Origin of the sequence: Hubeiibacter jixunmingi (assembly GCF_041928215.1) — a bacterium.
In the GTDB taxonomy this organism is placed as follows: domain Bacteria; phylum Pseudomonadota; class Gammaproteobacteria; order Pseudomonadales; family Moraxellaceae; genus Acinetobacter.
In genome coordinates, this window is sequence record NZ_JBHFHK010000049.1 from 1 (window position 1) to 17711 (window position 17711).

15 protein-coding genes and 1 pseudogene are annotated in these 17711 nt (G+C 38.6%); 8 read left to right on the top strand and 8 right to left on the bottom strand.

Annotation, left to right across the window (positions count from 1 at the left end; all coding sequences use genetic code 11):
* The first annotated feature begins 236 nt into the window (after window positions 1-236).
* On the top strand, window positions 237-929 hold the full coding sequence (locus ACEYX7_RS08065; protein WP_374807025.1) for an SIMPL domain-containing protein: 693 nt from the start codon (window positions 237-239) through the stop codon (window positions 927-929).
* A 110-nt stretch (window positions 930-1039) separates the two neighbouring features.
* Here ACEYX7_RS08065 and ACEYX7_RS08070 read toward each other — a convergent pair whose 3' ends face one another.
* Window positions 1040-1390 (bottom strand): hypothetical protein, encoded by a 351-nt coding sequence (locus ACEYX7_RS08070; RefSeq protein ID WP_374804813.1) that lies wholly within the window; start codon window positions 1388-1390, stop codon window positions 1040-1042.
* Between the two features lie 250 nt (window positions 1391-1640).
* Here ACEYX7_RS08070 and mpl point away from each other — a divergent pair, with 250 nt between their 5' ends.
* Window positions 1641-3086 carry a UDP-N-acetylmuramate:L-alanyl-gamma-D-glutamyl-meso-diaminopimelate ligase gene (mpl, locus tag ACEYX7_RS08075; RefSeq protein ID WP_374804812.1) on the top strand — a complete coding sequence of 482 codons (1446 nt, stop codon included), beginning with the start codon at window positions 1641-1643 and terminating at the stop codon, window positions 3084-3086.
* Window positions 3087-3155: 69 nt separating this feature from the next.
* On the opposite strand, the gene ACEYX7_RS08080 is transcribed toward mpl, so the two are convergent.
* The 6 genes and pseudogenes from ACEYX7_RS08080 to rpmH all read right to left on the bottom strand — a co-directional run bounded on the left by ACEYX7_RS08080 (window position 3156) and on the right by rpmH (window position 7900).
* The gene (locus ACEYX7_RS08080; protein WP_374804811.1) at window positions 3156-3437 is read right to left on the bottom strand and encodes a GNAT family N-acetyltransferase; all 282 of its coding nucleotides are present in this window, start codon (window positions 3435-3437) and stop codon (window positions 3156-3158) included.
* A gap of 181 nt (window positions 3438-3618) precedes the next feature.
* Window positions 3619-4980 carry a tRNA uridine-5-carboxymethylaminomethyl(34) synthesis GTPase MnmE gene (gene mnmE, locus ACEYX7_RS08085; RefSeq protein ID WP_374804810.1) on the bottom strand — a complete coding sequence of 454 codons (1362 nt, stop codon included), beginning with the start codon at window positions 4978-4980 and terminating at the stop codon, window positions 3619-3621.
* Between the two features lie 110 nt (window positions 4981-5090).
* Entirely contained in the window at window positions 5091-6821 is a 1731-nt protein-coding gene (yidC, locus tag ACEYX7_RS08090; protein ID WP_374804809.1) for a membrane protein insertase YidC, read from the bottom strand.
* Between the two features lie 173 nt (window positions 6822-6994).
* Window positions 6995-7237: pseudogene (yidD, locus tag ACEYX7_RS08095) on the bottom strand (membrane protein insertion efficiency factor YidD); the annotation flags it as partial.
* 61 nt (window positions 7238-7298) lie between these two features.
* Window positions 7299-7736 carry a ribonuclease P protein component gene (gene rnpA, locus ACEYX7_RS08100; RefSeq protein WP_374804808.1) on the bottom strand — a complete coding sequence of 146 codons (438 nt, stop codon included), beginning with the start codon at window positions 7734-7736 and terminating at the stop codon, window positions 7299-7301.
* 29 nt (window positions 7737-7765) lie between these two features.
* The gene (rpmH, locus tag ACEYX7_RS08105) at window positions 7766-7900 is read right to left on the bottom strand and encodes a 50S ribosomal protein L34 (RefSeq protein ID WP_374804807.1); all 135 of its coding nucleotides are present in this window, start codon (window positions 7898-7900) and stop codon (window positions 7766-7768) included.
* 1413 nt (window positions 7901-9313) lie between these two features.
* On the opposite strand from rpmH, the gene dnaA reads away from it, so the two are divergent.
* The 5 genes from dnaA to gyrB all read left to right on the top strand — a co-directional run bounded on the left by dnaA (window position 9314) and on the right by gyrB (window position 16283).
* Window positions 9314-10678 carry a chromosomal replication initiator protein DnaA gene (gene dnaA, locus ACEYX7_RS08110; RefSeq protein WP_374804806.1) on the top strand — a complete coding sequence of 455 codons (1365 nt, stop codon included), beginning with the start codon at window positions 9314-9316 and terminating at the stop codon, window positions 10676-10678.
* 91 nt (window positions 10679-10769) lie between these two features.
* Complete coding sequence (dnaN, locus tag ACEYX7_RS08115; protein WP_374804805.1) at window positions 10770-11915, top strand: DNA polymerase III subunit beta; 1146 nt, start codon at window positions 10770-10772, stop codon at window positions 11913-11915.
* A gap of 75 nt (window positions 11916-11990) precedes the next feature.
* The gene (gene recF, locus ACEYX7_RS08120; protein WP_374900417.1) at window positions 11991-13079 is read left to right on the top strand and encodes a DNA replication/repair protein RecF; all 1089 of its coding nucleotides are present in this window, start codon (window positions 11991-11993) and stop codon (window positions 13077-13079) included.
* A gap of 25 nt (window positions 13080-13104) precedes the next feature.
* Window positions 13105-13296, top strand: a complete 192-nt coding sequence (locus ACEYX7_RS08125) for a hypothetical protein (RefSeq protein WP_374900418.1) — start codon at window positions 13105-13107, stop codon at window positions 13294-13296.
* A 488-nt stretch (window positions 13297-13784) separates the two neighbouring features.
* Window positions 13785-16283: a DNA topoisomerase (ATP-hydrolyzing) subunit B gene (gene gyrB, locus ACEYX7_RS08130; RefSeq protein ID WP_374804802.1), complete on the top strand. Its 2499-nt coding sequence runs from the start codon at window positions 13785-13787 to the stop codon at window positions 16281-16283.
* Window positions 16284-16408: 125 nt separating this feature from the next.
* On the opposite strand, the gene ACEYX7_RS08135 is transcribed toward gyrB, so the two are convergent.
* Window positions 16409-16822: a hypothetical protein gene (locus ACEYX7_RS08135; protein ID WP_374807153.1), complete on the bottom strand. Its 414-nt coding sequence runs from the start codon at window positions 16820-16822 to the stop codon at window positions 16409-16411.
* A 316-nt stretch (window positions 16823-17138) separates the two neighbouring features.
* Here ACEYX7_RS08135 and ACEYX7_RS08140 point away from each other — a divergent pair, with 316 nt between their 5' ends.
* Window positions 17139-17630, top strand: coding sequence for a hypothetical protein (locus ACEYX7_RS08140; protein WP_374804800.1), 492 nt, complete (start codon window positions 17139-17141; stop codon window positions 17628-17630).
* Window positions 17631-17711: the final 81 nt, after the last annotated feature.

Below are 17711 nucleotides of genomic sequence, written 5' to 3' on the forward strand. Positions count from 1 at the left end.
TTGAGAATGAAATTAGTGGCAGGATTTATAAATTGGCAAGTTAATCGCTAAATTTACATTTTCGAAAGAGGTCTATTGAAGAGAATTACATAATTTATTCATATTTTTATTTTGATTGGAAATTCACGATTTATCCACAATATCATTTTTTGTTGTTTATTTTAACGATTAGTGACTTGTTATTTTTTTAATAAAGTATATAAATTAACTTAATCTATCTATTCAAGAGAATTTATGTGAACAAGTTATCAATATCTAGTTTTGCACTGGCTACAACAATGCTATTTACTGGTGTGGCTCATGCTGATGACAATAAACGCATTGTACAGCTACAAGCAGAGGTGAGTCGACAGATTGCGAATGATGAAATGCAAGCTGTACTCTACACCGAACTAAATGAAAAAGATGCCAGCACGCTAGCTAATCGTATCAATCAAATCCTTAATCAGAGTATTGCTGTCGCTAAGCAATACCCACAAGTACAGATTCGTACAGGCAGTCAAAATACTTACCCGATTTACAATGACAAACGTCAGCTCACCAATTGGCGTGGACGTGCTGAAATAGTCTTGTCAGGTGCGGATTTTAAAGCCAATAGTGAGTTGATCGCTAAGCTACAACAAAATCTACAGTTACAGGATATTAATTTTAGCGTATCCAAAGCACAGCGTGAAAAAGTTGAAAATGAATTGTATGTCGAAGCGTCCAAAGCCTTCCAAAAACGTGCTCAATTATTGCTTGCACCATGGAATGCTCAACGTTATGAATTGGTAAATTTACAGTTCAGTAGCGATAATAACTATTATCCTCGACCTATGGCAATGATGGCAGGTGCAGAGATGAAACAACATGATATTCAAAGCCAAAATATTGAGGCAGGCAATAGTGAAGTAAAAGTCGTTGCCAGCGGCAGTGTGCAATTACAATAATTGATTATCAATCGATTTTGTTTTTTTATTGAGCATAATATTTAGTATTATGCTCAATATTGGCAAAGCGATTAAGAAGATAAACTTAACGATTATTTAAAATAACTGAATTATTCTGCCAATATATCAAATACAACTTGAGTCACATCGGTACATAATGCTTTATCATTAAATACTTCGAATGCAGTAATGGTCACATCAGTATTTGAGGGCAGGTCTTGTTGTTTTTGTTGAATTAATTCTTGGATAGGTAACTGTGTTTGTTTTATCTCAAATAACTGAATATCATCATAATTAATGTTGTCACCTTGATAATTTACATCATCTTTAAATATATAAGGCAAGATCGTTTCACTGATCGCAGTTTTTATGTCTACAATATCAAACGCCAGTAGGTCGCGAATCTCATCACGTTTACCCAAATTTTCTTTGACCTCTAAGACCAAGTGATAGTAAGCCATGACTTCTCCTCAGTAATAAATCGATAATGTCTTTTCATGGTATCGTTTATATATACGTTTAGGCAAGCTTTTTTGTATACTATTTTTTATCGCTTAAATATGCATCATATTTATACAGCAATGCCGTTTATCTTTATCTCAGCGATAAAAACATATCTTCCGTACACACACCTATTAAATTTAACGTATTTTTTTAACACAATTTGCATTAAAATAGCACTTATAAATGATGATTTAAGTGAGTATAAACATGCATCTGCATATATTAGGAATTTGTGGCACATTCATGGGATCACTGGCTCTATTAGCACGTGAGCTTGGGCACACTGTGACGGGTAGTGATGAAAATGTTTATCCACCTATGTCGACACAATTAGAAAATGCAGGCATTCAATTGATGCAAGGCTATGACCGTAGCCACTTACAGCCGCAGCCTGATTTGGTGATTGTGGGCAATGCCATGAAGCGTAGCATTGATGCAGTAGAGTATATGCTCAATGAACGCATTCCCTATACGTCAGGCCCGCAATGGTTGGCTGAACATGTGCTGCAATATCGTCATGTGTTGGCGGTTGCGGGTACGCATGGTAAAACCACCACAACCACAATGTTGGCATGGATTTTACACTATGCAGGGATTGATACGGGCTTTTTGATTGGCGGTGTACCGTTGGTGAATACCGATGATGAACGTTTAAAAAATGCTTTTAAACACAGTAGTTATTTAGGTAAAAATGCCACGCAAGATCAAGAAGCCTATTTTGTTATCGAAGCCGATGAGTATGACAGTGCATTTTTTGATAAACGTTCTAAATTTGTGCATTACCGTCCAAAGACCGCGATTTTGAATAATTTGGAATATGATCACGCCGATATTTTCCCAAATTTGGCAGCGATTCAAACCCAATTCCATCATATGATTCGTATGATTCCATCTAATGGTCAAATCATCATGTCAGCAGGCACAGATAGCTTGGAAGAAACCATCAAAAAAGGCTGTTGGACACCGATTTGGCGGATGGCGATTGAGTCGTCATCATCTCCAGAGATGGCGGATTGGTCGGCAAAATTAGAGCAAGAAGACGGCTCAGTGTTTCACGTGAAACATCATGATGAAATGGGTACTGTGAATTGGTCAATGAGTGGTATTCATAGCGTAAACAATGGATTGGTGGCGATTGCTGCGGCTTATCATGTTGGTGTACCGATTGCAAAAGCCTGTGAAGCTTTGTCAAATTTTGCTGGGATTAAACGTCGTATGGAATTGGTGGGTAGCATTGAAAAAGCCAATGGCATCATCGAAGTGTATGATGATTTTGCTCATCATCCAACAGCGATTGAAACCACATTGGATGGGGCGAAAAAGCGTTTTGCCGAGCGAAGCCAGCGTAAAATCTGGGCAGTGATAGAACCACGTAGTAACACCATGAAATTGGGCACACATCAGGGCTTGCTTGCCCCATCTGCCAGTGTTGCCGATCACGTGATTTGGTATCAGCCGTCTAATTTGGATTGGTCGGTGGCGGATGCGATTGGTGGTGCAGAGCGTCAGCAAGTAATGACAACCATTGATGCAATTATCGAACATATCACCGCACAGATTGGCGATGATGATGTGGTGGTGATTATGTCCAATGGTGGATTTGGTGGCATTCACCAAAAATTGGTGCAGGCGTTACAGGCAAAAAAGGCTTAATTATCATCAAATAAAAAAAGGTTGTGGATTGTATCCGCAACCTTTTTTATGGTGTAAATTTTTCTAAAATTACGCACGCAAGCTTTGTAATTCAGGATGGCGTTCAAACATTGTCACCACATAAGAACAAATCGGAATAACTTTTAGTTGTTTATCTTGAGCGAAAGTAACTAAAGCATCAAATAATCGTTTGGCAACGCCTTGCCCACGCAAAGAATCATCTACCCAAGTATGATCCACCACTATGGTATGCTGATCACGATATTGATAAGTCATCTCAGCAGTGCGTTTGCTTTCATGCTCAATAAAAAATACGCCATTAACCAGTTCATCACGATGTTGGATAGTCATAAAATTTTCCCAAAAAATTAAAATAGATGATTTATTAATAACATGATTTGGCGATTCTAAATATTTTTTGTGTAAAGATAGGTGTGTTTTACTACAGAATACAGCACCATCGTGATGCCACTTTACAACTTCTAAAAATATTTCCAAACGCTCAATTTCGTTGAAATTGATCGATTTTTCATTATTTACCAATACAAAAACTACCAAAAATCTTGCCCAACAAATCATCGGCGGTAAATTCACCGGTGATTTCACTTAAGGCATTTTGGGCTAAACGCAAAGATTCTGCCACCAATTCCCCTGCATGATATTCCACCAATTGTTGCTTGGCTTCCGCCAAATAAAATTGCGTACGTTGCATGGCGTCAAGGTGTCGCGTACGAGCAATAAAGGTATCTTGTTCAGGCTGAAAACCAGCATAAGTGGTGATACGGTCGGTGAGTAGTCCTAAGCCCAATTCAGCACGAGCGGATACCACAGCACGGGTAAAACCGTCCAATTCATCAATACGAGCAGTTTCATCGGTCAAATCGCATTTGTTGGCAATCAATAGCGTGCGTTTTGGATCAAGATGTTCAGCAAAATAGTGCTTTGCCAATGCCAAAGGCTGTTGTTCTTGACTCATGTCATAAACGAAAAGTAATAAATCCGCTTGTTCAATGGCTTGAATGGCACGGCGTATGCCTTCTTTTTCCACCACATCCTGCGTTTCACGCAAACCTGCGGTATCAGTCAGCGTCATTGGCAAACCATTTAATACGATTTTTTCATGCAACACATCACGGGTTGTGCCTGCAATATCGGTGACAATGGCTCGTTCATTTCCTGCTAACACATTGAGTAAACTTGATTTTCCGGCATTGGGTTTGCCTGCGATTACCACTTGCAAACCTTCTCGCAACAATTGCCCTTGGCGAGCCGATTGCTGTACTGCGGTGGTGGCGTGCTGTACTTGCTCTAATAATGCCAAAATTTTACCGTCTGCCAAAAAGTCGATTTCTTCTTCGGGGAAATCAATCGCTGCTTCGACATGCAAACGCAAATGAATGAGTTGTTCTAAGACATCATTCACTTTTTGCGAAAATGCCCCTTGCAAAGAACGTACCGCAGAACGTGCCGCCGCTTGCGAACTGGCATCAATCAAATCAGCAATCGCTTCTGCCTGCACCAAATCCATTTTATTATTTTCAAAAGCACGCATGGAAAATTCGCCTGCTTGCGCAGCCATCGCACCGAGTGCCAACACTCGAGCCAATAGCATATTTTGAATCACGACACCGCCATGCCCTTGGATTTCCACTACATCTTCGCCAGTAAAGCTATGTGGGGCTTTGAAGCATAAAATAATTCCTTCATCGAGTACATGACCATCGGCATCTAAGCATTGGCGAAAACCGGCTTGACGAATTTTAGGTAATGGTTTTTGTGTCAATTGTTCGGCAATGGCGAAGGCATTGCTACCCGATAGGCGAATCACGCCAACGCCACCACGCCCCAAAGGTGTAGCAATCGCAGCAATCGTTGTGGTTTGATAATTAGACATTCTGTTTCGCTCAATACAAATATTCACTGTGGCAATGGCACGTGATGGAATAAAAAAATCCGTATAAGATTATCACCTTATACGGATTTTTGCAGACTTAATTTACAACATTAAGCAGTTTTTGCTAAACGCTGTTTTTCAATCGTCTTATTGATATACGACTGCTGTGCAATCGTGATCAAGTTATTGACAATCCAGTACAGTACCAAACCTGCTGGGAAGAATAGCAAGAATACGGTAAAGATAATTGGCATCAATTTAAAGACTTTCGCTTGTACAGGGTCAGCAGGTTGCGGGTTCAACATCTGTTGAATGTACATGGTTGCACCCATAATCAATGGCAGGATAAACCACGGATCCATTGCAGATAAATCTTGAATCCACAGCATCCACGGTGCATGGCGTAATTCCACACTCTCCATCAATACCCAGTACAAAGCCAAGAAAATCGGCATTTGTAACAATAACGGTAAACAGCCTGATAATGGATTGACTTGTTCACGCTTGTATAGTGCCATCATTTCTTGTGAAAAACGCATACGGTCTTCACCAAATTCTTCTTTCATGCGTTGCATTTCTGGTGCAATGACACGCATCTTCGCCATTGAGCGATACGCTTTGGCAGACAATGGCCATAAGATTAGTTTCACCAATACAGTCAATAATACGATTGACCAGCCCCAGTTACCAATAATTTTATGGAAAAATTCTAAGCCCCAGAATAGCAACTGTGCAATCGGCCACAACCAACCATAATCTACAGTTTGGTTTAAGCCTGTTGCCAAAGCTTTCAAATCAGACTGGATTTTTGGACCCGCATATAGCGTTGCACCAATATCATATTGTTTGCCAGCAGGGACATTCACCATCGGTGAACGGAAACCAATAATGTGCATATTGTCAGCACTATTACGTGATTCGAGCTGTGCAACATAGTCTTTGTTTGGTACCCAAGCAGAGACAAAATAATGCTGTACAATCGCCACCCAACCACCTTGAGCAGATTGGTTCAAACGTTCATCATTAAAATTGGCAAATTTCAGCTTTTTATAATGCTCATTTGGCGTACCCCAAGCACCACCAAGATAAGTACCTAGCGTAAAGATACCTTGGCTAGACTTGCCTGGATCATCTGCACCATCACGTTTGAGCTGAGCGAACATTTGACCCTGCCAAACATTGCTACTGCGGTTCACGATACGGTGATTGACTTCAATCGGGTATTGACCTTTTTTGAAAGTAAAGGTTTTGAAGATTTCTACGCCATCATTGGTTTTATACACCAAAGGTATGGTTAAAGTGTCTCCAGCTACAGTACCAGATGGCATGAAGTCTGCCACGCTGTATTGCATTTTTTCTACTTCATAACGTGGGCGACCACTGGCATTTTGATCTGGGCCATTTTGTCCAATCAAACCAGACTGTGCTACATAAACATTTTTATCATTATGCAACATCACAAAAGGCTCATCGCCAGTTTTGTTTTTGTCGTGGGTTAATAGTGCTAAATGCACAATATCACCACCAACAGGGTCAATTGCCAATTGATACATATCTGTCTTGACATTAATCAATTGGGTTGAAGCTGCTGCAGGTGTTGCTGTAACAGTGGCAGCATTGGCTACGGCTGCTTGTGGCACGTCAGTCGCTGCGGCAGGTGCGGTATTGGCAGCTTGGGTTGGAATATCCGATTGCGACGAGTGTGCAGGGGCTGTGGCAGCCGCTACAGGTGCAGGCGTCGCTGTGCTGGCATGACCATAATCTTTTTGCCAAGCCAAAATCAGCAAATACGCCGTGACAAACATCGCACCGAGTATGGCAAACCTAGACCATTGTTGCATAATGTTTAATCCTAAAAAATAAAAAAACCGTAACGCACATGCTGTTCAGCTTAGCAATTCATCTAAAAAATGAAAAACATCGCCGTTACGCCAAAAAACCATACAGACGATCATGGATCGCCTGCATATTGTAATTGATAATTTAAGCGATATATACCCAAACCAATCAATTGAATGGGCCGATAACGCAAAAATTTTGCTTTGGGTCTAGGTACAGGATCATAGCCATGACCGCCCCACGGATGACAGCGACAAACACGCCGTGTTGCCAAATAGCTGCCTTTTACCGCACCATGTAATGCAATGGCTTCGATTGCATATTGAGAACAGGTGGGAAAGTAGCGACAACGTGGGCCAAGCATCGGACTAATTGCAATCTGATAAAAGCGAATCAATCCATAGAGTAATTTTTGCAATATCTTTTGCATCGCAAGGTCGTATCAATAAGATGTCAAAGCACAAAAACAGCAAGCAAAGTCATGATGACTTTGACTTATTGCCTTTATGTCGTGCAGAACGTGCGGAAGAGGGGGGAGCGGATAATTCACCCGTTTGATGCTTATATAATAGCCGTTGTAACTTTTGCCAAGTGGCTTGCAATTGCTGTGCAATATCGGCATTGCTGACCTGTTCTATGCCAACTTTGGGCATAATCACAATATCTAATGCATGGATTGCATGTTGATGCAAACGAAAACTTTCTCGGCTCAAGCGTTTGACACGGTTACGCTCATGGGCACGTTTGACTTTTTTCTTAGCAACAACTAAACCCAAGCGGCTTTGCCCTTGGGTACGTGTGGTAGCTAAGACTAAGAAACAAGGTTGATGTACTTTGAACAAGGTATGGTTAAATACCCCTTGATAATCTTTAGCACATCGTAGCCGTGCATCTTTACCAAATGGATAAAGCGGCATACGACCCCATCAATCCGTCTAAACCTAGCTTATACAGTTAAGCTATGACGACCTTTAGCACGGCGACGTGCAAGCACTTGACGACCAGCTTTAGTTGCCATACGCGCGCGGAAACCGTGAACACGTTTACGCTTCAATTGACTTGGTTGGAAAGTACGTTTCATGGTGAAACTCCGTAAAAAATAATGTTATCGTATAGGACGCATAATTTTAGACATTTCAAGGCAAAGTGTCAATGTGTTTATCGGCTTAAAGCTTGATATTTTCTGATTTTTTGCAAGAAATTTGATAAAATTTGTACAATACGCTGCTAAAATTTGCTTAATTTTTATCACTTTGCCTATTGGTTAGTAGTTTTTGAATTTAAATTCATTATTTTAAATTTAAACCCATAATCTTTGAATTTAAATTTAAAAACGCAATACATCCACCGAGTTGCAAAAGCATGCCATTGTAAAAGTTGAGCCTAAATCCATCTAATTTAAGCCATTCGAAAATCAGTGTAATATAATAATTTTATTTTAACATTATGAATTTGCGTGTTTTTTTATTTACAAACCTTTTAACATCTTAATTGTACTAAGATAGATAGTACAAGATCATCACAACCATCATGCTCGCAATGGCTAAGCATAAAAAACTAAATTTAAATTCAAAAGTAATGAATTTAAATTTAAAAATATCATCCAACCTAACTAACATTGGTCATCACCATCGGCAAGCACAGCAAGGCACTGTTTTTTTTGATTTTTATTTTGAAATAGGGGGGATTTATAAATTATTGATTTATAAAATGTTATAGTGAAAATAAATTTTTCCTTAAAAGCTTAGCAAAAAAAGAAGGATACATCTTGTCGGCAATTTTTTTAAAAATAACATTAATATATAAAAATCAATAATTTAAAAAATATTTAATTTTGGTTTGCATTCAAAACCACAATCCGATATGATCGGTTAAAATGTGTGATTAAATTCTATTTTAATGATTTAAATCAATAGGTTATATTTTTTAATTTTTGCTTTAAATTGATTTTTGTTATTGCTCGGTTTTATATCAATAAAAAGCCTATCGGTTTGGCTAAAACATAAAGTTTACTGATCTGGCATAGGATTGAGTTCGCATGAATCAGTTTTAAATTTAAAAGCATGAATTTAAATTTAAAACTTATCCACAAAAGAACGTTTTTCAAATTTAAATTTATAAATTCAAATTTTAAATTTATTATTATAAGCAGAGCCTTTTTTGGTGGATATCCACTAAAAAGCCATAAAAAAGATAAAATTAGCCTGTGAATAGCTTTGCGGATGCACTTGTATTAAAATGTGGATAACTGTATCATAAAACTTATCCACAGTCTGTATTTGAGCTTATCCACAATTGTAAATTTAAATTCATTTTTATCTATAATTGATGTGCTTTTAGACAAAATAAGGCTTTTTAGAGAAAATTTCTGTGGATAACTTTTATAAACTTAGTTAGAATGACCGCCCCAACTTGATGAAGCTTGGTTTTGGGTTGGTTAAAGCTTTTCCTTAAAGTTTGAATTTAAATTTATATCGGGTTTGGAGAATGTGATATGCTATGGCAAGAATGTAAAATACGCCTAAAGCAACAACTGCCAGAAAATGTATTCACTATGTGGATTCTACCGCTTCATGCACAAGAAGTGGATGGCGTATTGCGTCTATTGCCGCCTAGCCCGTATTGGGTTGCCCCTTTGCAAGACAATTATATGGAATTGATTAGTCAATTGGCATTGGAATTGTCGCAAGGTCGTGTGCAAAAGGTCGATATTGTGGTTGATTCTCGTCCAGGCGAAGATATTTTATCGCAAGAAGAAAAGCCAGCGACCAGTGTAGCTGCTTTATCTACACCAACAGCAGCAAAGGCACAGCCTGAACCTAGTCCGAAAAGCAAAAAACGTCAGCTTAATCCTGCCTTTACTTTCGCTACGTTTGTAGAAGGTCGTTCTAACCAGATGGCGGCGGAAACCTGCCGTAAAGTATTGACTGATCTTGGTGCAGCACAACATAACCCTTTATTTTTGTATGGTCCTACCGGTTTGGGTAAAACCCACTTAATGCAAGCTGTGGGTCATGCGGTGTTACATGTCAAGCCTAACGCTCGTGTGATGTATATGACCGCAGAAGGTTTTGTACAAGATTTTGTGCATTCTATTCAGCGTGGCAAAATTGATGAATTTAAGCGTAATTGCCGTTCTTTGGATTTGATGTTGGTGGATGATATTCATTTGTTAGAAGGCAAAGAAGCCAGTATGGTGGAATTTTTCCATACTTTTAATGCCTTATTAGATGAATCTAAACAAATTATTTTGACCTCTGACCGTTATCCCAAAGAACTCACCAAGCTCGATGCACGTTTGGTATCACGTTTTTCTTGGGGGTTATCGGTGGGGATTGAGCCGCCGGATATTGAAACTCGTATTGAAATTTTGTTGAAAAAAGCCCAAAGCAATGATATTGATTTGCCACGCAATTGTGCTTTATTTATCGCTCAACAAGTGGTCGCCAATGTGCGAGAACTCGAAGGGGCATTAAATAAAGTGGTGGCTACTGCACGCTTTAAAGGGCAACCGATTGATACCGAAATTGTACGAGAATCACTCAAAGATGTATTGGCAATTCGTGCTAGAACCATCAGTGTAGAAAATATTCAAAAAGTGGTGGCAGAATATTTTAAAATCCCACATAAAGAATTGATCGGGGCAAAACGTACGCGTATTTATGCACGACCACGACAAATGGCAATGGGTTTGGCACGCGAATTGACTGGCGATAGCTTTCCAGAAATTGGCATGGCATTTGGTGGACGTGACCATAGCACGGTGATGCACGCTTGTGAAAAAGTCAAAAGCTTATGCGAAGAAGATGTGAGCTTTGCAGAAGATTATAAAAATTTGATGCGGATTTTGCAGAACTAAAGCCTGCAAAAAATCCGCCATCTTCGGCAAAAAAATGTTAAACTAACCCTCTTCTGTCTAATTTGTTTATCATCATTTGTCGGGGATTATTATGCACCTAAAAATAGCCAAAGAAACTTTGTTACAAGTCATCTCTCACGTTATGGGTGCTGTTGAGCGTCGCCATACTCTGAATATTTTATCTAATATTAAAGTACAAGTGAATCCACAACAATTGACTGTAACTGGTTCGGACTTAGAAGTCGAATTGGTGGCACATGTGGAATTGGCAACAGGTGCGTGTGTGCAAGCCGGTGAAAGTACCATTCCTGCACGCAAATTGATGGATATTTGCAAATCTTTGCCAAACCAAGCCATTGTTGATTTACAAGTGACCGAAGACCAACGCTGTATTTTGACTTCTGGACAAAGTCGTTTTGTATTAGGCACATTGTCTGCCGAAGACTATCCATTATTAAGCAATGAACAATCACAAGGCAAAAATGTCACCGTGGCACAAGGTGATTTAAAACGATTATTTGAAAAAACTGCCTTTGCGATGGCGGTGCAAGATGTACGTTTTTATTTGACGGGTACATTATTAGAAATTGAACAAAATCAATTGCGTGCAGTCACCACAGATGGTCACCGTTTGGCATTATGCGAAGTGGATGCCCAATCTGATGCAGAACAAGCTGTACAAGCCATCGTTCCACGTAAAGCGGTAAATGAATTACAACGTTTATTGGCGGTAGATGATCAGCAATTATCGGTATTGATTGGCAAAGAATTTTTGAATGTATCGATTGAATTGCCTGCCAAAGAAAAAGAAAGTGCAGTGCATGTGCGTTTTACCACTAAATTGATCGATGGTAAATTCCCAGATTATCGCCGTGTGATTCCAAAAGGTGGCGACAAAATCGCACAATTGGCACATGATGCCTTTAAACAATCGTTGCAACGTGTGGCGATTTTGAGTAATGAAAAATTGCGTGGTATTTTCTTGCAATTTAATGTGGATAATTTGCAATTGCGTGCCAATAACCCTGAGCAAGACGAAGCCATTGAAGATTTTGCCATGAATTATCAAGGCGAAAGCATGGAAATGTCATTTAATGCCCAATATTTGGTCGATGTGCTGAATGCCTTAGATGGTGAAGATGTGCAAATGCAAATGACTGAAAGCAATCAATCGGTATTGATGCGTGATCCTAATCAGCCTAATCAAACTTATGTTGTGATGCCGATGCGTGTTTGATGGTTTTCCCCTCCTTAATCCTCCCCTAAGGGGAGGAGATTTTCTTTTTGAAAAGCGACGAACGTTTATTTTGCTATGCCTATTCAAACCTTACATATCGAACGTTTACGCAATCTTAAATCTATCCAACTCAAAAACTTACAACAATTTAATTTATTTTTTGGGGAAAATGGTTCGGGCAAAACGTCATTATTAGAATCATTGCACCTATTGGCGACAGGGCGGTCTTTTCGCACCCATATCCCCAAGCATTATATTCAGCATCAACAAGACAACATGTTGATTTATGCTGAGCTTGATGATGCCAAAATCGGACTGCAAAAAAACGCATCAGGCGAGCAAGTGATGCGAGTCAATGGTGAAACCGTAGCCACACAAGGACAGCTTGCCAAGTTATTGCCTGTACAAGTGATTGAACCGCAAAGTACCGAAATCATTGACCAAGGGGCAAAGGCACGGCGACAATTATTAGACTGGTTAATGTTTCACGTGGAACCCGAATTTTATCCGTGTTGGCAACATTATAGTAAGGCTTTAAAACAACGCAATGCTTTATTAAAAACACCTCATACGCAAGGCTTGGCACAGCATATTGCCATTTGGGATGCGATTTTAGCCAGTGAAGGTGAAAAAATTCATCAATTGCGAGCAAAATTAGTCGCAGTGTGGCAAGACGCCATTCAGCAAGAATTACAACAGCTTTTACCGCATTTGCATTTTAAAATGGATTATCAAGCAGGATTTTCTACGCAATTGGGTTTGGCAACACAGCTCAGCCAAGAATTGCCACGAGATATGGAACGTCGCACCACGCAACATGGTGTACATCGGGCAGATTTACGTTTAAAAACCGAAACGGGTGATGTGGAAAATGTTTGTTCTCGTGGGCAAAAAAAACTGATTATTATGGCGTTAAAATTGGCTCAAGTGGCGATGTTGCAACAGATTGGCAAGCCGAGTATTGTGCTGATTGATGACTTGAGTGCAGAATTAGATTTATCTGCTCAGCAACGTTTGTTGGCTCGTTTACAGCAATTGCAAAGTCAGGTTTTTCTCACCACGTTGGATCAGCAGACCATCAATATTTGTCAGCAATTGACGGTAAAAAGTTGTTTTTTTCAAGTACAACAAGGTCAAATCACTGAATTTAGTTTGACGAATTAAAGGTGAAAATAGAGTTTGAATCAAAATGGAAATCATGGTTTATGTTAGATTTTTCTTTGATGATCATGTTCAAAAAGATTCATCAAAAAATAAAATAATCAGTAATTTAAAAGATCTTATTGATTTACCAAATAGTAAGCTTGATGTGAACACAGATGTGATTGTGATGCATCTTGAGCGTCAAAATTTTGATTGGGAAAAGTTGTTTTTGAGTTAATTTCTTTATCACAAAAGATAGCCCATTCTTGGATAATTACAGGAAATATTGGTTTTGATTATAGTGCTTTTTCCAATCGACCAAAAATATCTGGATTAAAAGCAATCAATATAGAATGTCGAAATCCTATTTATAACGTCTCATAAAAGTGAATTTTTTATAACTTGTTTTATCGAAATGAATTGCTATTTTGATTTAAAAATAATCTGTAAAAATATCGTTAAAGACACTAAAAATTACCGTTTTTTTGGTGAAATATGTTATACTTGGTTAGATTTTTTAATAGATTTAAATCAATCATTTAGCGAAAAATTGTTTAAGTGATAGTTGATTTAAGATGAAGTTTAATTTCTTTTATTTTTCAATAGATTAGCTTATATTGAGTTAAAGAAAAAAGAGATAAATTTTATTTCAAAAATCTGATTTAAATTCTTTAATCATAGCATATTGATTTTTTAGCGATTTTTTCAAAAATGGCGGAGCAAATGATGAGTACTGAACAGCACAATTCAACGGATAATAGTGAAAATCAAAGCCATAGCGAACAACAACAGACTGAACAACAAAGCAGTAGCTATGATTCTTCTAATATCAAAGTGTTACGTGGTTTAGACGCAGTACGCAAACGCCCGGGTATGTACATTGGTGATACCGACGATGGTACAGGCTTGCATCATATGGTTTTTGAAGTGGTCGATAATGCCATCGATGAAGCATTGGCAGGACATTGCGATGAAATCCAAGTGATTATTCATCAAGATGAATCGGTCAGCGTATCGGATAATGGACGTGGTATCCCGACCGACATTCACCCAGAAGAAGGTGTATCGGCTGCTGAAGTGATTTTAACCATTTTGCACGCAGGCGGTAAATTTGACGATAACAGTTATAAAGTATCGGGCGGTTTGCATGGTGTAGGGGTATCGGTGGTGAATGCCTTGTCTAGTCATTTGTGGCTGACTATTCAACGTGAAGGACAGATTTTTGAACAAGAATATCGCCACGGTGAACCACAATATCCACTCAAAGCCGTAGGCACGACCGATAAAACAGGCACAATGGTACGTTTCTTGCCAAGTGGTGATACTTTCAGCCAAACCATTTTTAATGCTGATATTTTGGTGCGTCGTTTGCGTGAATTGTCATTCTTAAATGCAGGCGTGAAAATTTTATTGCGTGACGAACGTGCTGGTATTGAGCATGTTTTTAATTTTGAAGGTGGTTTATCTGAGTTTGTAAAATATATCAACGAAGGCAAAACCCATCTTAATGATATTTTCCATTTTACTGTGCAAGGTGAGCAAGGTATTGGCGTAGAAGTGGCATTGCAATGGAATGACAGCTACCAAGAAAATGTGTTGTGTTTTACCAATAATATTCCACAAAAAGATGGTGGAGCGCATTTGGCAGGTTTCCGTGCATCATTGACGCGTGGCTTAAATCAGTATATGGAAAATGAAAATTTACTGAAAAAAGAAAAAGTTGCGGTAACTGGTGATGATGCCCGAGAAGGTTTGACAGCGATTATTTCGGTCAAAGTGCCAGATCCAAAATTCTCTTCACAAACCAAAGAAAAATTGGTATCGAGTGAAGTCAAGCCTGCGGTTGAACAGGCGATGAATAAGGCATTTTCTGAATATTTATTGGAAAATCCAACCGCTGCCAAGTCGATTGCTGGTAAGATTATTGATGCAGCACGTGCCCGTGATGCGGCACGTAAAGCCCGTGAAATGACACGTCGTAAAAGTGCCTTAGATATTGCAGGTTTACCTGGGAAATTGGCGGATTGCCAAGAAAAAGACCCAGCATTATCTGAATTGTACTTAGTCGAGGGTGACTCTGCAGGTGGTTCAGCAAAACAAGGGCGTAACCGTAAAATGCAAGCGATTTTACCGCTGAAAGGTAAGATTCTGAATGTGGAACGTGCTCGCTTTGATAAGATGATTTCTAGCCAAGAAGTCGGCACATTGATTACCGCCTTGGGCTGTGGTATCGGGCGAGAAGAATATAATCCAGACAAATTACGCTATCACAAAATCATCATCATGACCGATGCGGACGTGGATGGTTCACATATTCGTACACTATTATTGACGTTCTTCTTCCGTCAAATGCCTGAATTGGTTGAGCGTGGTTATATTTATATTGCACAACCGCCATTGTATAAGCTGAAAAAAGGCAAGCAAGAGCTGTATCTCAAAGATGAAGAAGCCTTGGAAAGCTTTTTGATTTCTAGTGCTATTGATGAATTGGCATTGCATGTAAGTGCCGATGCCCCTGCAACCACTGGGCAAGCGTTACAGCAATTGATTGCCGATTATCAAGGTTCACAAAAGAGTATCGCTCGCTTAACCCAGCGTTTCCCTGCGACTTTGTTGGATGCTTTGTTAAAACATGACGTGTTCCACATGGAACAACGCCATGATCAAAGCTATGTAAAACAATGGGCAGAAAAATTGGTGCAAAATGTTGCCGATATTCAAGCCAGCCTACGTCCAGAATACAGCATCGAAAGTTTTGCTGTAGAGCAAGATGGCGAGCAACGCACGCTATATTATCCACGTGTGACTTTGTATGTGCATAACCTACCGCAACATTATTTATTAGACCAAACTCTATTCCAAGCGACCGAATATCATCGTTTGCAAAAGAGTGCGAAGAGTTGGTTTGATGTGTTGGAACAAGGGGCATATTTGCAAAAAGGCGACCGCAAAATCATGGTGGAAAATTTCCATCAAGTGTGGCAACAAATTTTGCAAGACTCACGCCGTGGTATGATGATTCAACGCTACAAAGGTTTGGGTGAGATGAATGCGGAACAGCTATGGGAAACTACCATGGATCCTGAAAATCGTCATATGTTGCAAGTCACCATCGAAGATGCTATCGAAGCCGACCGTATGTTTGCCTGTTTGATGGGTGATGATGTCGAGCCACGTCGTGCATTTATTGAAGAAAATGCCTTGAATGCGGAAGTTGATGCTTAATTTTATTGATCTTTAATAACAAAAGCCAAAACGTTAAATGATGTTTTGGCTTTTTTTATGATGGAGAAAAATTCAGTAACTAAATTAAGCATCATTGTTATACCTTGATTTGAGCTATATTGTTGTTAATCGTCAATATCATCAAAATATTCAAGATGATTTATTATTTCAACGCTATAATCTTTTGCTAACACAACAACATGATGGTCATGACTATGTACAACAAAATGCCTATATCCTGTAATATCACAAAATTTTGAATTAGAACAATAATTTGATAAATATTCAGAATTGATTATTTCTAGTATTGCTGAACGATAGCGTGGTTCATCATCTGATTGATATTTAATTTTCTTGCGTTCGATATTGCAAGCCAATACTTGGCGAAAATGAAATTTTCCCATCTTATCGTTTATCGGATTGGCGGGGCTATCCCATATACGACAATAAATATAAGCATCATCTCTTTGATGTTGCGTGATAACATAGAATTGTGGATCTTGCCAAAAAGGGAGCTCTATTTCGATGATTTTTTGCATTATCAAGTCCTATTCATCTGAATTGGATATATGTAATAAAAAGATGCCTTTCTATGTCAAAAATTACGATGTCACATATATAAAGACTTTAAATAAAACATCTTGAATAACTATACTGCCACATTAATGATTTTGCAAATAAAGTGTTTTTAAAAAAGCATTTTTAAAATTTCCAGACCGATGGTAAATGCGATTTTGCTTTGTACAATCTTTTTACCAAATCATGCAAGCTATCAATCAAGCCCAAAAAGCATTGTAAATAGGATAAATTAGTTTTATATTTATACAAAATTAAACCGCTAAAAGTTAGACAAAAATGAATAACAATTCAATCAAAAATCAATTAATTCGTATCGTTATTGGTTTGGGCTTATGGTTATTGTCTGGAATAGTCATTTATTTAAGTAGTGAAGTACCAAGACGTGAGCCGACAGAAAATTTTTTAGTCTGTGTCGTGGAAAATAATCAACCAACATTACTGAATATAGAAATCTATCAACAACAACCCAAAGCACTTTGTCAGCAAGAGTTTAGAGATCTTAGAGATGGCTATAATGAAATTGAATTGAAAAAAATAAATGAGATATGGCAACTCAAGACATGGGGCGATAGTATGGGCGATCCTGTAGTATATTTTTATAAAATAAATGGACAAAAAATTGAACCTTTATATTGGTCGCATGGAGAAAATGGACGTCGTATGTCAGGCTTTATGCTTGGTGGTATTTTAAGCTTATTTTTATATCAAATTTTTAAATTCTTTGCAAAACGCACGCAAAAATTGGCATTTCTCTATGTAAAGAGGTAATACCTATAGGACTTACGCAAACCTAACCGAAGGGCAACGAAGTTGCTCACAAATATAGTCATCAAGAAGCCCTTGCTTAAT